Genomic DNA, 18,884 nt, shown 5'->3' with positions numbered 1-18,884 from the left:
ATTGACTGTCAATAGGTTGCAAGCGGTGCGTTATTTGCAGACAGCTCGCGCACTCCGAAGCGTGTCACAAGGTGTCGCGATTGTTGATATGACGTTGTATTTGCGCGACCTTCACTGGAGTGCGACGGAAATTGGAGGCGTCATGTCGGCCGCGGGTGTTTGCGGGGCGGCGCTTATCCTGCTGGTCGGCGTCTTGAGCGACCGGATCGGCCGTAAACCGTTTTTGCTCACCTATGAGTGCATGACCGCGTGTGCGGCATTGGTCGTAGGACTGTGTAGAAATCCATATGTTCTCGCTTTGGCTGTAATTCTCACTGGATTTGGAAGAGGTCAGAATGGAGCTGCAGGGCCATTTACACCAGCAGAGCAAGCCTGGTTGGCAAGTGTGGTATCGAGCGAACGTCGAAGCCAAGTATTTAGTATCAATACTGCATTGGGTTTTTTCGGCATGGCTTTGGGAGCTGTTCTGGGTGGACTGCCGCGCCTGTGGATACATTCGTTGCCGGGAGCTGCCGCCTACCGACCACTGTTTTACGGCTTGTGCGTGATTTCACTTGGATGTGCTATCGTGATTTGGCGGGCTCCTGGCGGAAAGGCTCCAGAACGAGCAGATACAAAAGGCCGTCCGGATGTTGATCCAGTGGATGCTAAAGGCGCGGCACAGCTTGCGGAGCACACCATTCGCCGACAGGAAAATCGGAATATGGCCAAATTGGCCTTCGTCAATCTACTCAACGGACTTGGTGTGGGCTTCGTCGGACCGATGATGACATACTGGTTTGCCGCTCGCTTTGGTGCGAATTCCGCCCAAATTGGTGCCACACTTGCGGTTTCCTTTGTTGTAACAGGGCTTGCGGCAGTATTATCAGGAGTGCTTGCCCAGCGGTTTGGCATGGTGCGGTCTGTAGTTTGGCTGCGGTTGGTGGGCGTCGCCTTAATGCTTATCCTGCCCTTTATGCCGACATTTTCGCTGGCGTCCGTGGTGTATGCGGTTCGCTCTGCCCTCAGTCGCGGTACACAAGGTGCCCGCTCCGCGCTTGGAAGTAGTTTGACCAGGGATCAGCGGCGCGGTTTCTCACTCAGCATGAACTCGTTCTTCACTCGCCTGGCGTCGGCCATCGGGCCTTCCCTATCTGGAACGCTTTTGGACAGTGGCAGCTTCGCTTTACCTTTCGTCTTTGCTGGTGGGTTGCAATTGGTTTCGTCATTGTTGTACGGCTATATGTTTCGGCATTTGGATACAGCAAGATCGCAAAAGAGTGCATAGCCTTCCTGGATTCCTGGCTGCGTCTTTGGAATTTGCAGACGAAATAAAATGGAGCATTGTCCTTGACATACAGAGTTTTGCCCAGTATAATCAAAAGCGTTGATTCGGTTTACACCGCATGTCGGGATGGCGGAATTGGCAGACGCGCACGTTTGAGGGGCGTGTGGGGAAACCCGTGCGGGTTCAAGTCCCGCTCTCGACACCAAATCATGCACCAGAACTCGTTAGCAGAGATGAATCTGTTGACGAGTTCTTTTTTGTTTCGTATGTTTTCATGGATATGACCCTAATTGAGTGAGGAAGTATGAACAGAGTGACAAATCGTACGTTGGTCAAGGAACCTATCTCGCTTGAAGATTGGTCGTGGTTGCGCGCGTTGTGGGCCCGCGAATGGGGCGGAGATACGATGGTCTCCAAAGGCAGGGTCTATTGTCTGCAAGACGTTGGGGCGTTCGTCGCCTTTCAAAACGGACAGCGTGTGGGTGCTGCCACCTACGTGCAACATGGGAACAGGTGTGAGCTGTTAAGCATCAACGCCACCTTGGAAGGAACGGGTGTAGGCGGTGCACTGCTTCGAGCCGTCGAAGATAAGGCGAAAGCACTCGGCTGCGAAGCGGTGGAGGTGATTACGTCCAATGACAATCTGCACGCGCTTCGCTTTTACCAACGTCGAGGGTACCGCATCTACGCGGTTTACCCAGGGGCAATTGACGAGGCACGAGCGACGAAGCCGTCAATTCCGCTCATCGGATACGATGACATACCGATTCATGATGAAATTGAACTGATCAAGCGACTGTAGACTCCTTGTAACAGAATAACATTCAACAGAATGGGTGAGTGGATGCGTCGGATATGGGGGATCTCCGCCATAGTAGCCATTGTTATACTGTTTGGCATCGGTGCCATATGGTCGCGGCAACCGGTCATGCAGCATGCCGTGAGCAAAAGCTCGCGCTGGTGGGCAGGCGGCGGTTGGCGGGTGAATGCCATCGTGGATCGCGCTCATCCTTTAACGCTCAGATACGACGTGTGGACGACAGATTCGGCTTCGCTGACGAGCGCTAGGCTATTGAATCACACCAGGGGCGTTACGCTGCGCAACTACTGGCTTGCGCACATCGGCTCACAGGACGGACGGCCTTCGTACGGCGCCTATCATTTTGTGTTCGACGTCATGCCGACACACAGCTTGTATAATCAACCCTTGAATTTGTATTTGTCCACAAATCTTTGGCAGAAGGTTCTCCCCTATGGCTCACTGACATGCCGCGTCATTTCGCATGCTGCAACTTGGTTAGACGTGGATGCGTATGCTGGAGGCGCTTCTGGACCTATCATTTTATCAAGTCAATGGTTGACGATGACGCTGACAAACCATTCACCTGATCCGGTTTCCATATTGGGACTTGAGCAAGCCGGCGACGATTGGATAGGAGATATTCATTATTCGCTTAAGGCTCTTTCGTCGCCGCGCCCGGATGATACACGTGTCTTGAAGGCACCGGTCGTTGTGCAGCCAGGCCAAGCAATAACCTTGTTATACAAGCTGTCCATGCGGCCAGAAAGTATTCAGCGTGGACTCGTGTTTCAGCCAGCTCTTAGGCTGGAAAAGGGTAAAGTGACGGCTCTTGAAGTGCTACCTCCAGTCACCCTTTCCCTCGATTTCACACCTGGGTCGGGCAGGGTTCCGGCGGGAACCGAGCGATTCGTTACAGTGTCGTGACGTCACGGGCGGTCTCGCGCTCGTGCGTCCGTTTACGCAATATTAATCGCTCTTGCTGCGATCACGGCGACAACAATCAGCGAGATCGACGATTGTGTCATCATCAATACTTTAATCCGTCTGGATAAAGCGGCGGTGTCGGTTGGACTGAAGGCTGTGCTTGTATTGAAGGCAAGGAACAAATAATCCACAAATGCCGGATGCCACGTTTCCCACTCGGGGATGCTCGATACCATCTGCGGAAACAGCAGGTCTGGTGCTTCTGGTACTTGAGCATGGCGTTTTAATGGGCCGCCTTGATCGACTTCCCAGTACCATACTGCAAATACAAGAATGTTTGTCGTCCACAGAAGTATAGCGTCCCGAAACAGCGAAAGCGCCGATTCCGTGTGGTGAAACAGCGCATCGACTAGGTAAAAGACACTTATCAAAAGGCCAGCAGTTAATACTGTGATGGTGGTCAGTGCAATCCTGCGTGTCCATATATCGCGCTTGCGCAATACCGATGATAGGAGGGGGATCAGGAGTGTTGCAATCGCACTGACAACTGCCCACCACGGGAGGATGTGCAAGGTGAGGGACAGCGTGGTGAGCAGTGCGCCGATGACAAGGATGGCGAGGAAAAATGACGTGCGCGGCACCCGCATGGCGTACCGCGCCAGTTGTTCAACTTCTGTTTCTACCAACGATTCAAGCTGAGAATGATGGAACCCATTTTTTTGACGATGTTCTTCCATCGTGTACCCCTTATAGCGTGAGAGCGGCTCACCGCTCCCGCAATTGATCCAGGCGGATCGCCCGCTTATGCACCGTATGGTACCATTTGCGATTGCTCCGCGTGAAGTACGCTTGCAGTGTAACCGGTCCCCATGTCCAAAGGAAGAACGGCAGGAGTGCTAGCCCAAAATAGGCTCGCCAATTCACGCGTTCCAGGATAAGCGCGAGTGGGATTTCCAAGAACAAAAGCAAGTTGACGGCGACCCACAAATCTGTGGCAAACGTTGCGGCTGCACTGACCGTACCCGTCTGTTCTGGCGCTGCATATTGCAAGGCGAACATCAGCATCGCACCAACAAACAAAAGCATAGACCGCATCGGTTGAAAGAGATATACCGCCATATCGATCTTGGCTAGATTTCGCTCGCGGATTCCCTGAATGAACATGGGTATCATGTGCTCTTTGGCACACTGAAAATGACCTTGTTGCCAGCGCAGACGCTGCCGGAATGAAGCGTGAAAACCGGTTGGCTTTTCGTCATACACCTTCGCATCGTGAGCCCACACCGGAATAATGCCGCGACGCACGCAACGAATTCCAAACTCCAGATCCTCTGTCAGTCCTGTCGCTTTCCAGCCCATCTCCTGAAGCAGTGTGTAATCGATACACAGCCCAGTGCCCCCGAGCGTGCAGGAAAGCCCGAGTTTACGCCGAGCATATTGCCACAGGCGATTATCGAACCAATATGAAAGGGCAAGTGAAACACTGATCCAGGTGTCGAAAGGATTCTTTGTATCTAAGTATCCTTGGATGACGCGGTCGCCGCGACACAGGTGGTCGTTCATCATCGCCAGAAATTCTGGATCGACCAAGTTGTCGGCATCGAACATAACAATCGCGTCGTACTCGGCCTTCATCTCTTTCAGGCGGTTGAGCATCCATTCGATCGCGTATCCCTTGCCTTGGTCGGACGCATTCTCGCGCAGGTGGACAGTCGCGCCGTGCATCCTTGCGACTTCTGCGGTGTGGTCGGTGCAGTTGTCGGCAATTAAGTGTATGTCGAATAAATGGTCCGGATATGTCTGTTGCTTGATGCTGTCGATCAGCGGACCAACCACGCGTTCTTCGTTATGCGCCGGAATAATGACGGCAAACCGTTTCTTCGGCGCATGGCTGACGGCCTGTTTGCGGTGCCACAGTCCATACAGTGACAACACAAGCTGATACACGGCCACGATACCAGTGATCAGTTTGAGCGCCCCATAGAATGTATTAAACAACGCGTACATCAGCGTCATTTCAAAGTTCCTCGCTTTCTGCCGGGCATCTCTGCGGATGATTCCGGCAAGGTGCGTCCCCAGAGCAAGATAAGTCCGACAATCACGAAATAAAGGCTTGCGGTGTAGTTGTACTCAAACAGATTTTCGACAAAGCTATGAATCAAGATAGCAAGGACGCTGGTCAATCCCGCCAAGGCCAGCCAACGATTGCGCCCCTTCGCTCGCCGCACGACGCTGGTTGCGATCTCGCGGAGAATCGCGACGTGCATTGCCATGAACAGGACAAGCCCGACCAGTCCCGTCTCGCCGAGAACTTTCGCATAGTAGTTATCCGAAAACGACGACAGACTGTGCGAAGTTGCCACGTAACCGCCATACTGACCCAGTCCTGCTCCGAACAGAGGGTTTTTGGCCATCGTATCGAACGCCTGCTGCCAGAGCAGCATCCGTCCACCGGCAGACGACTTGACTGCGTACACCGGGTTGAACAAATCCATCACCCGCATGTGGATCGACGGAATGAAAAAGGCGATGACGCCTAGCACTAACAGGATCGGCAAGACGCGCCGTTCGTAAACAACCGCCACGATGAGCACGGCTGCACCCAGGCCGAGCCAAGAGCCGCGGTCATACGTGAAAAATAAAGCAGCAAGTGAGCACATCCCGCCGGCGATGTAGACAAACCGTCTAGCCGGGTGGCGGTCGACGGCAAACAGTCCAAACATCATGGGAATGGTCATTTCCAAATTAGCGCCCAATTCAGCTGGCGACTTCATGACGGAAAAGACCCGGGTCCGGACAACTTCGCCGACATCCAACCACGTATCCGGAATCGGCACTTTGATGGCGTACTGAAACACTCCGTCCACCCCAAGCAGCATCGATACTGCGATCACGCCATACAATAGTCGGGGTACATCTCTAGATTCCACGACCCAAGGTAGCAATAGGGCAATAACGATGTATTCGACATCGACACTGAAACCGTTGAACGCGAGGAGCGGATGTTTCAAGCCATACAGAATAAGCGTTGCACAGTACAGGATATACCAACCTGCGTAGCGACTCCAGCGAAAACCTTGGCGGCGCAATCCGTATGCGACTCGAACCAAGGCGATAACCGCCAAGCACGCGATCGCGATGGTTCCCCATAGGTTTCCTAACCCGGACAAGACAGATATGTCAAGCCCTTGGTTGACAATTGCAAATGCGCCGAGAGTGTAGACGCACCATCGGGCAAGTGCGTCGCCATAGTTCGATTGCGCACTGGACGAGTGGTCTTCCGCTGTCGGCACAGACGTTTGCACCATGGCAAAACTCCTATAAGCTTGATTAAGCCTTTTATAAGCAGGCTCGTCCCACTTCACTATATCAATTCTACCCGAAATTCCCCGGATACCATACTACAGGTTTCCGACACGTTGTCGAATTTTTCGACCCGCCTCGCACATTTGTTGAAATTGTGACAGTCGCCAAAGAGGTTGAACCTACGGTGGAAATGACGAGTCGTTTCAAGTGTGCAAAATTCATGGAGTAGGGATGAGGCGCGTGAAACTGCGGAAGAGAAAAAGCCGCCCCAAAAATGTGGCGCCTGACAAGCAAAGAGCGAGAAAGCGTCGGGCATTTCGTGTACGTGTTGTGTATGGTCTAGTATTTCTTTCGTTTTCATCGCTCATTTTGCGTATGGCCTATGTTCAGGTCGCACAAGGAAAGACATTCCGCCAGTCGGAGATGACCACTCAGTACGCCCGCGTCCCCATTCTTCCACAACGCGGATGGATTTACGATGCGAATGGTCAGGTGCTGGCGTGGGACAAGCCGGTTCTCGCCATCGAATTGGATCGCTACACGCCGATGACCGACGCCCAGTTGCACCAATTGGCTGCGATTCTGGCGCCAGTATTGGAGACGACAGCAAGCTCGCTGTATCAAACCATGCAAAGTCAACCTGGTGCTTTGCAGGTGACCTTAGCGTCGAACGTGACCGACGCGCAGGTTGCGTTTGTCGTAGAACATCAGACCGAATTGCCTGGTGTCCAGGTCGTACAAGATTATGAACGCCAATATCCGTATGGCGATCTCGCCGGCCAGGTACTTGGCTACGTCGGCGCGATCACCGCGCAGAACGTCAACCAGTACAAAGGTTATCTATACAGCCAAAAGGTTGGCGAAACCGGCATTGAATATGAATACGAACACATTTTGCAGGGCAAGCCTGGATATGACCTCGTCACCATCGACAGTGCAGGCAATGCGGTGGGAAGCGTCGGCGATATTGCACCTGTCGACGGCGACAATATTCAATTGACCCTCGATGGGCGCGAGCAGGCCGAAGCGCAGATGATTATGCAAAACATGATCGATAGTAACAGTGCAAATAAAAATAATATTACCGACGCTGCGGCAGTCATGCTCAACGTAAAGACAGGCGGCGTCATCGCGATGGTCAGCTATCCCTATCTAGATCCCAACTGGTATACGAACGGATCGTATATTCATCACGTTCATTACCTAGAGACTTCTGGTGCGCAGTTGAACAATGCGATTGACACCTACAATTATCCGGGGTCGACGGTCAAACCGGCCAATATGCTAACGGCGCTCAAAGCAGGCGTCGTGACGCCGAAGACATTGATTGAAGACGACGGGTATATTTACATTGGGACGCAGCGCAAAAATGAAGACGAGGGCTTCGTGTTTGGCCTTGTCAATCCGATTGAGGCTTTGACCGTATCAAGTGACGTGTTTTTGTACGAAGTGGGTCTTCATTTGGGCAAGTGGTTTGGCAGTACCACGACAAGCGGTGGTGGTTACCCAAGTTCGGATGGCAGTTACCAAAACTATCTGGATACCGATTTTGCAAAGGGCATCAACGCGCTGTTTCAGGGCGAAGAGAATTTCGGTCTCGGGCTTCCGACAGGTATCGATCTACCTTATGAATCGTCAGGAAAGTTCTATATTGAAAACTATCGCAAAGGCAACATCCAGGTTCCTTATAATTTGAAGGCAAGTGAGCAATCGATTGCGAAGACTGGAAAGTATGTGAACTATGGCTCTCCGGCGAGTCTGGCGGATGCGGCCATCGGCCAATCGCAGATGTTTACGCCAATGGAATTGGCGGAGTACGCGATGACGTTGGCGGACGAGGGGCTACGCCTCAAGCCACACTTATTGGAGAACGTCTTTGGCCCTGACGCCACGCCGAGTTCCGGGGCTAAGCCTTTACGGTCGTTCAAAACTCAAGTCGTGGGGCAGGTCAAGGGGGCTCCTTGGCAGTGGCACCTTATTCAGCAGGGCATGTATGGTGTGACTTCCAACCCAAGCGGTACCGCATACTATGCATTTATGGGTGCTCACTATCAGGCAGCTGGCAAGACCGGGACCGCACAGATTTATATCAACGGTAAGCCGACCGACAACTCCGTCTTTATCTGTTATGCACCACTGAATCACCCTCTGGTGGCGGTGGCCGTCATGGCGCCTGGCGGCGGCTATGGAGCCCAGTTCTCGGCTGTCATCGCGCGTCAAATGATCGATGCATATTTTAACGAGCATCACGAGCCATGGATGCCGAAAAGCGGCTGGACAAGCACAGCAATCCCTGCAAATTGGAAGACGTCTGCAGCCTATCTCGTGCCGGAACAAAGCCACTGATGCTCCATTGTGAAGCTTATTCGTAAGGATTATGATCAAGTGGGCGAGCAAGAGCCGCAAGCGCGGCAGGCTCGCCCATTTCTTGCCCGAGTGAAGAGGTGTTGAGATGGTGCAACAAGAACGAAGACAAGCTGCAACTTGGCGGCGTTTACTCGTGTTATTTGGACTGTTGGTGGTTGTCGCCGTCGTCTTTTCAGTGGCACGCGATTCAGCCAGAATGCGGCTTTTACCTGAGGTGGAGCGCGAGTCTATCCAATGGGGCTTGGCCATCGTCTGGTTTATCGTGGGCGTTTTGTTGATTCGCCAGTTGCGCCGTACGATCTCCTATGTCACGCGCGTTCACACAAATGCAGACGCGCGGGTGCAGAGCCTTGTCGATCGCGCCATCTCTGGTGTTGGTTACGCCTTTGTCCTGATGGTCGGATTGCACTTGGTGCAGGTGAAGATCGGAAGCATCCTTGTAGGTGGCGCGGTGACCGGCGTGATCGTCGGCGTTGGTGCGCAATCGACGCTCGCGAATCTCATTGCGAGCATGGTGCTGTTTACGCTCCGCCCATTTCAAATTGGTCAGTACGTGACTGTGCGCACATACCTGTTCGGTGGCGTCGAATATAGCGGAACCGTCGTCGACATCAATTGGTACCATACGATCTTACAGGAAGGCGATGTTCGTCGAATTTTACCCAATTCATCCGTTATTGGCTCCGCCATTACGGTCGGTGCCAATGTTGGAAACAAACTTTGTGTCGTGCCTTTGCCCTATACCACACCGTTTCGCGCTTTTGAAGAACGGGTTGCGGAGGTGACAGGGGGGCAAGCGAGCGTCTCAATTAAGGAATTTGGGAGTGATACCTACGTGGTACAAGTACAACTGCCGGCGCGCTTCGACCTGGAATTGATTCGCGAAGCAATCGCCGATTTTCGCCGGGAAGATGAAGGTTAAGGGGATTACGAGTTGGGAGGCAAGCTTTTCACAAACCGTCTGCTCAAGGAGAGGATGGCCCACAGTGCGGCGAAGGCAATCAATCCGAACGTAAAAGCGTGAATTTCGTGCGTGATCGCAAACCATCGCCGTCCGAGAAAACTACCAGCGTACGTGAGCATGTACACCCATGGGAAGGAGCCAATCAAGGTATAGGCGACGAAGGGGCGTGCAGGCATGCGCGAGACGCCCGCGGGGAGCGAAATGAAGGTGCGCACGATGGGCAACATACGAGCGACTAAGATGGCCGATTGTCCGCGCCCGGCAAACCACCGTTGCGCGAGTTGAAGATGGCTTTCGGAAAGCCGTGTGAGGCGGGCGTAACGCATAATGGCGAGCATGCTGCCGTAGCGGCCAATGGAGTACGCGATAGACGCACCAAGTACATTGCCAAGCGTTCCACAGGCCACCACGCCCCAGAACTGAAGGTGCCCCAATCCTGCCAGATACCCCGCAAACGGCATAATCAACTCGCTAGGCAATGGAACACATGCACTTTCCAACGCCATGGTAATCAATACGCCAAGGTATCCTGACGCTTGCAAAAAGGACATGATGGCATGTGACACGGTATTTTCCCCCTGATTTTGAGTGTCAAAGCTAAAGACTAGATTCGCGCCAGAAAAGTTCATCCGTTTCAAGGCGGATGGCCATTGTCAGCGCGATCGCGTTGTGGAGCGTAAATTGTCGCTGGCGTGTGTGCTTCTATCTTTTCAATGAATTCATACGGTATACTAATGATGTATGATTCAAATCGATTTAGGGGAAGGAGGATGCGGGTGAAAGCGCTTAAGGATGGGGATTCGATTCCAGAGCGGATGTTGGCAGCCTATCTAACGGATCCGATGCAAATCGAACTGCGACAAATACCAGTTCCCCAGATTCGGGACGACGAAGTGTTAATACGCGTGGAGTCTGTGGGCGTTTGTGGATCCGATGTACATTATTACGAGCATGGGCGGATCGGTCGTTATGTCGTCGAGCGCCCGTTGATTCTCGGACATGAGTGTGCAGGGACGGTCGTCCGCGTTGGCGATGGTGTTCATCATCTGCGGGTTGGGGACCGAGTTGCCGTAGAGCCAGGCGTCACATGCGGACGCTGCCCAGCGTGCAAATCAGGTCGGTACAACCTGTGCCCAGATGTTCAATTCCTTGCCACACCGCCAGTTGACGGGGCTTTTGCGCAATATCTGGCGCATCGTGCGGACTTCGTGTATCGCATTCCGGACGATATGTCGTTTGAGCAGGCAGCTCTCGTTGAGCCGTTCTCGGTTGGTTTGCACGCATTGAATAGAGTGCGACTGCAGGCTGGCGAACGCGTGGCCATCATGGGCATGGGCCCGGTCGGGTTGATGTGCGTGATCGCAGCCAAGATGAAAGGGGCTAGTGAGATTGTCGTCGGCGACGTCGAGCCGCGACGATTGGACGTGGCACTGCAAATGGGGGCTACGCACGCCATCCATGTAGGCACCCAGGCTGTTGGTGAGGTCGTACAGGATCTCTTTGGCGGAGAAGGCGTTGATGTTGGCATCGAGACGGCGGGCAATCCGGCTGCGCTGACCAGTCTGTTTGCCATGGTTCGCCGAGGTGGCAGGATGGGACTTGTCGGGATGCCTCCGATCGCGGAAAACACCATCAACGTGACGCAGTTTGTAGACGACGAGATCGAGATGTGTGGCGTCTTCCGATATGCCAACACGTACCCTGCAGGCATCTCCTTGCTGCGCCGGATCGATACGTCGTCGCTCATCACGGACGCGTATCCGCTGTCGAGAGTGGGCGAGGCGCTGGAGCGCGCCCGAACCAACAAGGCGGGCAGCATCAAGGTGATGGTCTACCCGCAGCGTTAAGTGCGGTATAGCCGGCGTTCTATAAGATGTGACTGCCGAACACACCGAGCAAGTACGAGATGACGCCTACGATCACGCCGGCCAACGTCATTTCGATGCCGCTGGACCACCAGGAACGCACGGTGACCAGGCTTTTGAGTGCACCGACGACAAAGTGGGCGAGCAAGCTGACGATGGCGGCAGCAATGACTGCTCCAATGCCGCGCATGAAAAAGAAAGGGATCAGAGGAACGATGCCGCCGATAAACGTCGAGATGGCTCCAGAAATCGCTGATCCCCAGACGTTTCCACGGCTCGCTTCATGAATACCATGCTTCTCTTGTGCCATGGTTTTTACGAACAACTCGTCGTCCTCCGCAATGCGGTGTGCAATCTCGTTCGCTTCGGTTGCCGTAAAGCCTTTGGTTTCATAAATTAACGAAAGAATCTCGATTTCCTTGTCGCGGTGCTGGCGGATGCTCTGCTCGGCTTCGTGGATCGCCTTTTCCATCAACTCATTTTCTGACTTGGTGGCCAGCCAAGCACCTGCACCCATGGATAATGTGCTGGCAAGCGCGCCGAAGAAACCGGAGACGAGAATGGTGTGACTGTTTGGGGTGTAACCGGCGACGCCGGCGATAATGCCGAAGATAGCACCCAAGCCATCGTTTACGCCGTAAATCGCATCTCCTATCCAACCGGGGGCTTTTCGTTTTTGTTCGTGTCCTAATAGCTCATCGAGTCGTGCAGATGGCGACATGGTACTCAATGTAATCTTCCTATCTATATAAAGTGTCATCATGCGCGAGTTCTGCGCATCAACACAGTAACGCGATATGGCAATATAAGTCAATCCTAAACGAGGGGATTTGAGTAACCTTACTGCGGCAGTTAGGGGACAAGCCGTTACTCGACGTTCGGCTTTTTGCGAGGTGGCTTGCATAATGAAAAGCGTGGCAGTTTATCAGCGCTCGTCGCTGCAACTACCACGCGAGATGTGTGTCAGACAAGAGTGCGGCACATTCGTGGTTATTTGCGTAGCGCAATCTTGTTCCATAGCTTGCGAGTGAACTCGCTTGTCGCAAAACGTCCGCCAAACGACACGCGACGTTGGCTATATGTCTGGAGCACAGCTTCATACACACAACGAGTGGCGATGTAGCTCGATTGTTCCATTCCAACGCACCTCTTTCCTTTTCTGCCTCGATTATATGGTGACGTTCTGCAGTTGGATCATCATTGAAACGCTTCCAATGTGAACAATGTTTCATGTGAAGCGTTTGCTTTGTGAACGTTTAGCGGAAACCGATTTCTTACACTTTGAAGTGTGAATGGAGGACACACGATGACTGACACTTATCGGAATATTCCTTCCTTGAGTGAGCGCTACCGCCCGTACTTTCGCATTGGTGCTGCCGTCAATGCCAAGTCCCTGAATACCCACCGTGACTTGTTGGTCACGCATTTTAACAGCGTGACCGCAGAGAACGAAATGAAGTGGGAAGAGATTCATCCAGAACAGGATCGATACGAGTTCGCAAAGGCGGATGCACTCGTGAATTTTGCCCGCGAGCACGGTATGTTTGTCCGCGGCCACACGTTGGTCTGGCACAATCAAACGCCAGCCGCAGTGTTTCTGGACGATCTCGGTCAAACAGCGACAGCGGCCGTTGTCGAGCGTCGACTCGAAGAGCATGTGGCAACAGTGCTTGGTCGATACCACAACGACATCGGCTGTTGGGACGTGGTCAATGAGGCAGTCGTCGACGCGGGTACAGGATTTTTACGGGACAGCCGCTGGCTGCAGACCCTTGGCGATGATTACATTGCGAAGGCTTTTCGCATCGCACATCAAGCGGCACCAGACGCACTGCTCTTCTACAACGACTACAATGAAACCAAACCCGATAAATCGGAGCGCATTTACAAACTTGTTGCAGGTCTGCTCGATGAAGGTGTCCCCATCCATGGGATTGGTATGCAGGGGCACTGGATGTTGGACGATCCGGCGCTGGACGAAATTGAACGAGCTATCGACCGCTACGCGTCACTCGGTGTGCGCCTTCATATCACAGAACTCGACGTGAGTGTTTATGGCAATGTCCACGGAACGGGCGGCCAATCGCAAGAAGTTCTACCCTACGACGATGAACTTGCCAAACGTTTGGCCAAGCGTTATCGTTCTCTGTTTTCATTGTTGCGCGCTCGCAAGGATGTCATCGAAAGCGTCACGTTCTGGGGGGTTGCCGATGATGATACCTGGCGGGACAACTTCCCTGTTCGCGGACGCAAAGACTGGCCACTTCTGTTTGACGTGAACCACGGGCCGAAACAGGCGTTTTGGAGCGTGGTTGAATTTTGACAAGAATCGTATGACTTCTTCCAATTCCATTGGAAGGCGTGGTAGAATTGGGTAGACAAAACGGCTGTGAGAAACCAGAAGTCTATCCAGGGGGACCACAAATGTCGAAGACAACGAAAAAGTTTTACTCGTCGCTGGCCTTGGCCGCTGTAGTGGCGATGCCGATGGCCGCTATGGCCGAGCCGGTGTCGGCGCAAACCGCCTTAACGAAGGGCCAATTTCTAAGCATGTTTTTAGAATCGGTCAACATAAAACCAGATTTATCTGGCAAGTCAACCTTTCAGGACGTGTCATCCAAAACCGCACTGTGGGGGTATGTGCATAAATCCTTGGAGTTGGGTTTGGCGCCCCCGGACAATAAGACGAGATTTGGTGTATCCGATGCAGTTTCTGCGGCGTTTGCAACGAGCGTCGTGGCGAAGTATTACCACATGGATCTCGCGGGTCAGCCACCTCTGACATGGGCAGTGAAGCAAGGGTTGATGGCAAGTAACACAGGGAATTTGACGTTGGCGGAAGGAAAGCAGTTTATTGCGAAGTTGAAGGCTTTTGCTTCTTCAATCGCATCGATTCCTGGCTCGTGGACGCTCTCGAGCACGAAGCGCAAGGAATTCTCGAGCGCGTTGGCCAACTATGACAATGCGCTGTACAGTCAGACCACTTGTGTCGAGACTGATCGTCTGCAATTTCAAATTGCTCCGAAGTGGCGCTCCGATGCGTCGCTCGTTTCGGCTTTACAATCAGAAGCGAATCAATATGAGCGCTACACAAGCACGTACGATGTCGGTACGGCAAACGGACAGAGTGCCGCTATCGCACAGTCCACTTTGGTTGAGGGTGAGCAAGGGAGCAACTCGGCGAAGACCGACGGAACGTGGACGTACGTCAACTATCACGACGACGTGTATTTCAACGATGGCTCCGGAACCTGGTCGAAACAGTCAAACTTTGGTTGGATGGCTCCCGAAAATGTACAAATTCCTGTGTTTACGACTGGTGCCCTTCAGGACGTAAAATATCAGAAGGGCGTTGGTGAAGATGTATTCACCGGGCAACTGAAATCGCAGGTTGCGGAGGATTACTACGCGCCGTTTATCCAAGGATTTTTGTCGACAGCATTGAATACGTCAACCGTATCGCAGTCACTTGTCCATCAAATAGGGGAACAAGTAGTGGCGAGTGTGACCCTTCATATCTCGCTACAGAATGGGAATCCCGTGTTGACGGCTGAAGATGTTCATACGCTCATGCGCTTGCCGAAAAGCGTGATCGGCCGTTTGGGCGGAACCGGCGCTTCGGCTAAACGCGTCTCAGAAGTCATTCAGTCCATGGATGTTGTCATGTCCGCACATGCGACCATTGCATACCAAAATATACCGCTGGTATTGCCGTCTGGATTGTCTATACCCGGTTGGTCCAACAGTGCGGGCAACGGCACTGGCAATTCAACCAGCAGTTCTGGCAATTCGACTACCAATTCGACAGGCAATGGGGTATCAGGCACAGGAACGGGGAATATTACAGCAACCAATGCGACTGGCACCTCTACGGCCAACGGAACGAGCCCTTCTGACGGTCAGCCTGAAAACGTGTCTGGCATCAGCAATTCAGCGCCGTGATCGACAAGGACTGCCTTTTTGCGGCTACGAGGGGGAAGGCGGATGGAACTAAAACGAGTAGAAGATGGTGTTCATGCATTGCGTGAAGACGGGGTGCGTGTCGGGTACGTGTCCTGTTCGCCGCTTGGCGAACACGCCTGGTCCATCGACCATACCGTTGTTTCACCTGATTACCAAGGCCAAGGGGTGGCCGCGATGTTGATTCGCGAACTGGTCAACATGGCTCGCGACGAAGGACTAAAGCTTCAGCCGGTGTGCTCTTATGCCAAGGTGCAGTTCGAACGCCATCCAGAATATGTAGACGTGTTGCTTTCGAGTTGAAACGCAAGAGCGGGTTAAACGCAAGTCGGTCGCTGTGCAGGGTATCCGCGCGACCGGCTTGCGCATGTTCGTGGTTGTATCAAGATGTAATCACATTGTCCCAAAGGTTAGCGACGCTAACCTCGTGCACGCCTTCGCCGATGTCCGTAATATAAAATGAAGGCTCTCTGCCCGTACGTTGTTTGTATTGTTCTGCCACGGATGTTGTAAATGTGGACACGCTGTCCCGCGCCACAAGGCTTACCGTGCAGCCGCCAAATCCCGCGCCTGTCATGCGAGACCCAATACATCCTTCGGCATTCCAGGCGGCCTCCACCAGTGCATCTAACGCCTCGCCCGTCACTTCGTAATCATCACGCAGGGATCGGTGAGACTCGTTCATCGATTTGCCGAACGCTTTCAAATCGCCCCTTCGTAGCAAGTCTGCCGCATGATACGCGCGATCGTTTTCAAAGACGACGTGACGCGCCCGGCGCAGCAAAATCTGCGCATCATGTCCTGTAGAGTGTGCGTTTTCCAACAGCGCGGCAGCCTGTGGCCATTGTGCAGGCGAAAGATCCGCCAATGCTTGTAGCCTCGGCCACTCCTGACGGAGAATGGCGAGTGCTGCTTCGCATTCGGCACGCCGCTCGTTGTATTTCGATCCAGCTAGCTTGCGCGGCACATTCGTGTTGGCAATGACAAGTTGGTAGCCGCTTGCATGCATTGGTACCAACTGGTACGCAAGCGTCTGGCAGTTGAGCGAGAGTGCCGCGTCAGCTTGACCCATCGCGACGGCAAACTGGTCCATCACACCGCAGTTGACACCCACAAATTCATTTTCCGCCCGTTGTGATAAGAGTGCCATCTTTTCTTTGCTTAGACGAGCGTCTGCGAGCGCGTCGATGGCCGCCGCAGTCGCAACCTCTACAGACGCACTCGATGAAAGGCCCGCTCCAATCGGCAGATTGCCGTGAAAAAAGAAGTCGGCTCCTTCAACTTCCACGCCTTCTTTGCGCAGGATGTCGATCACGCCAAGCGGATAGTTGGCGTATTCATACGCGGGATCGTAGATGATATGGGTGGCGTCGACATCGACGACGAGATCGGAAAACGTCGATGCGAAACGAAACCGTCTGTCGGCACGTGGACGTACCAGAACCCATGTGCCGATGCCAAGCGCTGCTGGCAGGACATATCCGCCATTGTAATCGGTGTGCTCACCGATCAAGTTCACCCGACCGGGCGCGAAAAACGCGCGCAAGTCAGTATGTGAACCTGGTGAAAATGTTAGAGCTTGTTCAAGGATGTCAGACCAGCGGATCGACATGTTTATTCGCTTCCTTTCGTGTTTGGATGGCGGCTTTGAGTACAGGGGCCGTCTGTTCCACGGCCATGGGATTACATGGCGCCCAGGCACCGGTTTCTGAGGAAGCGAGGTATTTCAACCGCGTTTCCGTTTGCAGTGGCGGATAAAACTCAATATGGAAGTGGAAGTCCGGCGCGCCTGCCTCCTGGTTCACCGGACTTTGATGGATCGCCATCATATACGGGAATTCGCGGTGAAACAGTTCGTCCATGCCACTCGTGACACGTTTCAGGATGCGTGCGAGATCTGTCCGCTCTTCATCCGTAAATTCCGCGATCGTTCCGACGTGTCGCTTCGCTGAGATGAACGCGCCATATGGATAGTCGGTGAAAAACGGAATATACGCGAGAAAGTGCTCTGTTTCATCCAACATGCGCACGCCAACGCGCTGCTCTTCCGCATTGATGTCACACATCAAGCAGTGCCCGGTTTGCTCCCGGTGTAAGTGAAAAGATTCTAATTCGACACGCAGCTTTTGTGGCACGTACGGATACGCGTAGATCTGGCCATGCGGATGCGGCATCGTCACGCCGACCTCCGGCCCACGGTTCTCGAAGATGAACACGTATTTGTGGCGTGGGTTTGCGGACAGCGCTTGAAAACGATCCGCCCATAGATCCACCAACTTGCGAATGTGTGCGACGGGAAGTTGTGGCAGACTTGTGGTATGCTCTTTCGAATATAAGATCACTTCGCACTTTCCGTATGCAGGTTGCACCTGATACAAACGAGTCGCCACGTCGTCCGGTGTTGGTGGGTCTTGCGACAACGCCGGAAAATCATTGTCGTACGCCAGCACTTCGTAGTTGTCAGGAACTTTGCCTGAGCCAGGGCAAAATGGGCAATTGGTCTTGGGGAGATTGGGACGTTTATGACGATTGGACGCGACCATCGTCCAGTCGCGCAACAACGGGTTATAGCGAATTTCAGTCATGGTTGTCACCTCTTCAGGATAGGCTATCCGATGCAACAGGCACCGGCGTCTCGACAACATTTACGTCCATGTCCTGCAGCGCCTGTCGCTCCGCATCCCCTGGAAGTCTGTCGGTAATCAGCACATCCACTTCATCCATATGGGCGAAGCTGCACATCGCCTCGATACCCCATTTGGTGTGATCCGCCAATACAACGACCTTGGCGGCACGTTCCATGAGCGCCCTGTTAATAGAAGCCTCCTGCAAATTGGGTGTCGATAAACCGTAATCGATATGCATGCCGTTGGTGCCCAAAAATAAGACATCGGTTCGGAATTGGCGAACCATGCGCTCTGCAACAGGGCCAACTAAGGCGTCCGACGGCGTTCGGTAAAGTCCGCCCGTGAGCAGAATATCGTCGTATCCGTTACGGCACAATTCGCCAGCGACGTTGACCGAGTTGGTCAACAGGGTCAAGGCTGGAAACCCTACGATGGCCTGTGCCAGCATCCAGGTGGTGGTTCCCGCACCGATCCCGATGGTCATTCCGGGCTCAATGTACTGTAATGCCGCCCTTGCAATAGCCGACTTTTCTCCAATCTGCATAATGCGCTTATGCATATAGGGCAGTTCACTGGAGACTTTCGCCACTTGTCCGCCGCCAAACGACTTTTCGACCAAGCCTTGAGCCTGCAGCGCTTTCATATCGCGCCGCACGGTGATTTCGGAAACCCCTAGGTGTTCAGCCAGTTGTCGGTAGGACGCGAAGCCATGTTGGGCGAGCAACTGCAGCAACAGTTCCTGCCGTTGTTTCGGATACACGCAAACGCCTCCATATCAGATACTAGACTGCGTTGTTCATGA

The 18,884-nt window shown here is 53.3% G+C and carries 18 protein-coding genes and 1 tRNA gene; 10 read left to right on the top strand and 9 right to left on the bottom strand.

The features are described 5' to 3' along the window. Position 1 precedes the first annotated feature (1 nt). The 4 genes from BLU70_RS01385 to BLU70_RS01370 all read left to right on the top strand — a co-directional run bounded on the left by BLU70_RS01385 (position 2) and on the right by BLU70_RS01370 (position 2,993). The gene (locus BLU70_RS01385) at positions 2-1,267 is read left to right on the top strand and encodes an MFS transporter (protein WP_074691356.1); all 1,266 of its coding nucleotides are present in this window, start codon (positions 2-4) and stop codon (positions 1,265-1,267) included. A 120-nt stretch (positions 1,268-1,387) separates the two neighbouring features. Beyond that, positions 1,388-1,472: transfer RNA gene (locus BLU70_RS01380), tRNA-Leu, on the top strand. 99 nt (positions 1,473-1,571) lie between these two features. Further along, positions 1,572-2,069: a GNAT family N-acetyltransferase gene (locus tag BLU70_RS01375; protein WP_074691354.1), complete on the top strand. Its 498-nt coding sequence runs from the start codon at positions 1,572-1,574 to the stop codon at positions 2,067-2,069. A gap of 42 nt (positions 2,070-2,111) precedes the next feature. Then, positions 2,112-2,993 carry a hypothetical protein gene (locus BLU70_RS01370; RefSeq protein ID WP_074691353.1) on the top strand — a complete coding sequence of 294 codons (882 nt, stop codon included), beginning with the start codon at positions 2,112-2,114 and terminating at the stop codon, positions 2,991-2,993. A gap of 32 nt (positions 2,994-3,025) precedes the next feature. Here the strand turns inward: BLU70_RS01370 and BLU70_RS01365 are convergent, their stop codons facing one another. Genes BLU70_RS01365 through BLU70_RS01355 form a run of 3 tightly spaced genes read right to left on the bottom strand, consistent with a single transcriptional unit; the run spans position 3,026 to position 6,301 of the window. Then, positions 3,026-3,730, bottom strand: a complete 705-nt coding sequence (locus BLU70_RS01365; RefSeq protein ID WP_074691351.1) for a DUF1345 domain-containing protein — start codon at positions 3,728-3,730, stop codon at positions 3,026-3,028. A 28-nt stretch (positions 3,731-3,758) separates the two neighbouring features. Next, positions 3,759-5,009 (bottom strand): glycosyltransferase family 2 protein, encoded by a 1,251-nt coding sequence (locus BLU70_RS01360; RefSeq protein ID WP_006447262.1) that lies wholly within the window; start codon positions 5,007-5,009, stop codon positions 3,759-3,761. Next, a complete protein-coding gene (locus BLU70_RS01355; RefSeq protein WP_052012326.1) occupies positions 5,006-6,301 on the bottom strand; it encodes an O-antigen ligase family protein in 1,296 nt (431 codons plus the stop codon). Before BLU70_RS01355 ends, BLU70_RS01360 begins: the two co-directional genes overlap by 4 nt. Positions 6,302-6,530: 229 nt before the next feature. Between BLU70_RS01355 and BLU70_RS01350 the strand changes: the two genes are divergently transcribed. Further along, positions 6,531-8,645 (top strand): peptidoglycan D,D-transpeptidase FtsI family protein, encoded by a 2,115-nt coding sequence (locus BLU70_RS01350; protein WP_040289668.1) that lies wholly within the window; start codon positions 6,531-6,533, stop codon positions 8,643-8,645. 106 nt (positions 8,646-8,751) lie between these two features. Then, on the top strand, positions 8,752-9,588 hold the full coding sequence (locus BLU70_RS01345; protein ID WP_052012327.1) for a mechanosensitive ion channel family protein: 837 nt from the start codon (positions 8,752-8,754) through the stop codon (positions 9,586-9,588). Positions 9,589-9,593: 5 nt separating this feature from the next. Here the strand turns inward: BLU70_RS01345 and BLU70_RS01340 are convergent, their stop codons facing one another. Beyond that, positions 9,594-10,196 carry a DedA family protein gene (locus BLU70_RS01340; protein ID WP_052012328.1) on the bottom strand — a complete coding sequence of 201 codons (603 nt, stop codon included), beginning with the start codon at positions 10,194-10,196 and terminating at the stop codon, positions 9,594-9,596. A gap of 204 nt (positions 10,197-10,400) precedes the next feature. Here BLU70_RS01340 and BLU70_RS01335 point away from each other — a divergent pair, with 204 nt between their 5' ends. After that, positions 10,401-11,477, top strand: coding sequence for an NAD(P)-dependent alcohol dehydrogenase (locus BLU70_RS01335; RefSeq protein WP_040289669.1), 1,077 nt, complete (start codon positions 10,401-10,403; stop codon positions 11,475-11,477). 19 nt (positions 11,478-11,496) lie between these two features. Here the strand turns inward: BLU70_RS01335 and BLU70_RS01330 are convergent, their stop codons facing one another. Both BLU70_RS01330 and BLU70_RS14525 read right to left on the bottom strand, forming a co-directional pair. Then, on the bottom strand, positions 11,497-12,216 hold the full coding sequence (locus BLU70_RS01330) for a VIT1/CCC1 transporter family protein (RefSeq protein ID WP_006447268.1): 720 nt from the start codon (positions 12,214-12,216) through the stop codon (positions 11,497-11,499). A 269-nt stretch (positions 12,217-12,485) separates the two neighbouring features. Next, complete coding sequence (locus BLU70_RS14525; RefSeq protein ID WP_006447269.1) at positions 12,486-12,632, bottom strand: hypothetical protein; 147 nt, start codon at positions 12,630-12,632, stop codon at positions 12,486-12,488. Positions 12,633-12,801: 169 nt separating this feature from the next. On the opposite strand from BLU70_RS14525, the gene BLU70_RS01325 reads away from it, so the two are divergent. The 3 genes from BLU70_RS01325 to BLU70_RS01315 all read left to right on the top strand — a co-directional run bounded on the left by BLU70_RS01325 (position 12,802) and on the right by BLU70_RS01315 (position 15,758). Beyond that, positions 12,802-13,818, top strand: coding sequence for an endo-1,4-beta-xylanase (locus BLU70_RS01325; protein ID WP_074691349.1), 1,017 nt, complete (start codon positions 12,802-12,804; stop codon positions 13,816-13,818). A gap of 101 nt (positions 13,819-13,919) precedes the next feature. After that, on the top strand, positions 13,920-15,437 hold the full coding sequence (locus BLU70_RS01320) for a hypothetical protein (protein ID WP_074691347.1): 1,518 nt from the start codon (positions 13,920-13,922) through the stop codon (positions 15,435-15,437). 42 nt (positions 15,438-15,479) lie between these two features. Beyond that, positions 15,480-15,758: a GNAT family N-acetyltransferase gene (locus BLU70_RS01315; RefSeq protein ID WP_040289674.1), complete on the top strand. Its 279-nt coding sequence runs from the start codon at positions 15,480-15,482 to the stop codon at positions 15,756-15,758. A gap of 79 nt (positions 15,759-15,837) precedes the next feature. Here the strand turns inward: BLU70_RS01315 and BLU70_RS01310 are convergent, their stop codons facing one another. The 3 genes from BLU70_RS01310 to BLU70_RS01300 are packed head-to-tail and all read right to left on the bottom strand — an operon-like array spanning position 15,838 to position 18,842. Continuing rightward, on the bottom strand, positions 15,838-17,067 hold the full coding sequence (locus BLU70_RS01310) for a galactokinase (protein ID WP_074691345.1): 1,230 nt from the start codon (positions 17,065-17,067) through the stop codon (positions 15,838-15,840). Next, positions 17,048-18,040 carry a galactose-1-phosphate uridylyltransferase gene (gene galT / locus BLU70_RS01305; RefSeq protein ID WP_040289676.1) on the bottom strand — a complete coding sequence of 331 codons (993 nt, stop codon included), beginning with the start codon at positions 18,038-18,040 and terminating at the stop codon, positions 17,048-17,050. Before galT ends, BLU70_RS01310 begins: the two co-directional genes overlap by 20 nt. Positions 18,041-18,053: 13 nt before the next feature. Then, positions 18,054-18,842 (bottom strand): DeoR/GlpR family DNA-binding transcription regulator, encoded by a 789-nt coding sequence (locus BLU70_RS01300; protein WP_006447276.1) that lies wholly within the window; start codon positions 18,840-18,842, stop codon positions 18,054-18,056. Positions 18,843-18,884 lie beyond the last annotated feature (42 nt).

Source organism: Alicyclobacillus hesperidum, from assembly GCF_900107035.1.
GTDB lineage: Bacteria > Bacillota > Bacilli > Alicyclobacillales > Alicyclobacillaceae > Alicyclobacillus > Alicyclobacillus hesperidum.
Note: the sequence above shows the minus strand (reverse complement) of the source record. Positions and strands in the feature narration are given on the sequence as shown.

Bases quoted from the DNA above. Each gene is read 5' to 3' on its own strand.
- BLU70_RS01320 (WP_074691347.1), top strand. From the start codon at position 13,920: ATGTCGAAGACAACGAAAAAGTTTTACTCGTCGCTGGCCTTGGCCGCT.
- BLU70_RS01315 (WP_040289674.1), top strand. From the start codon at position 15,480: ATGGAACTAAAACGAGTAGAAGATGGTGTTCATGCATTGCGTGAAGAC.
- galT (WP_040289676.1), bottom strand. From the start codon at position 18,040: ATGACTGAAATTCGCTATAACCCGTTGTTGCGCGACTGGACGATGGTC.
- BLU70_RS01355 (WP_052012326.1), bottom strand. From the start codon at position 6,301: ATGGTGCAAACGTCTGTGCCGACAGCGGAAGACCACTCGTCCAGTGCG.
- BLU70_RS14525 (WP_006447269.1), bottom strand. From the start codon at position 12,632: ATGGAACAATCGAGCTACATCGCCACTCGTTGTGTGTATGAAGCTGTG.
- BLU70_RS01325 (WP_074691349.1), top strand. From the start codon at position 12,802: ATGACTGACACTTATCGGAATATTCCTTCCTTGAGTGAGCGCTACCGC.
- BLU70_RS01360 (WP_006447262.1), bottom strand. From the start codon at position 5,009: ATGACGCTGATGTACGCGTTGTTTAATACATTCTATGGGGCGCTCAAA.
- BLU70_RS01350 (WP_040289668.1), top strand. From the start codon at position 6,531: ATGAGGCGCGTGAAACTGCGGAAGAGAAAAAGCCGCCCCAAAAATGTG.
- BLU70_RS01330 (WP_006447268.1), bottom strand. From the start codon at position 12,216: ATGTCGCCATCTGCACGACTCGATGAGCTATTAGGACACGAACAAAAA.
- BLU70_RS01310 (WP_074691345.1), bottom strand. From the start codon at position 17,067: ATGTCGATCCGCTGGTCTGACATCCTTGAACAAGCTCTAACATTTTCA.
- BLU70_RS01375 (WP_074691354.1), top strand. From the start codon at position 1,572: ATGAACAGAGTGACAAATCGTACGTTGGTCAAGGAACCTATCTCGCTT.
- BLU70_RS01365 (WP_074691351.1), bottom strand. From the start codon at position 3,730: ATGGAAGAACATCGTCAAAAAAATGGGTTCCATCATTCTCAGCTTGAA.
- BLU70_RS01335 (WP_040289669.1), top strand. From the start codon at position 10,401: ATGCGGGTGAAAGCGCTTAAGGATGGGGATTCGATTCCAGAGCGGATG.
- BLU70_RS01345 (WP_052012327.1), top strand. From the start codon at position 8,752: ATGGTGCAACAAGAACGAAGACAAGCTGCAACTTGGCGGCGTTTACTC.
- BLU70_RS01370 (WP_074691353.1), top strand. From the start codon at position 2,112: ATGCGTCGGATATGGGGGATCTCCGCCATAGTAGCCATTGTTATACTG.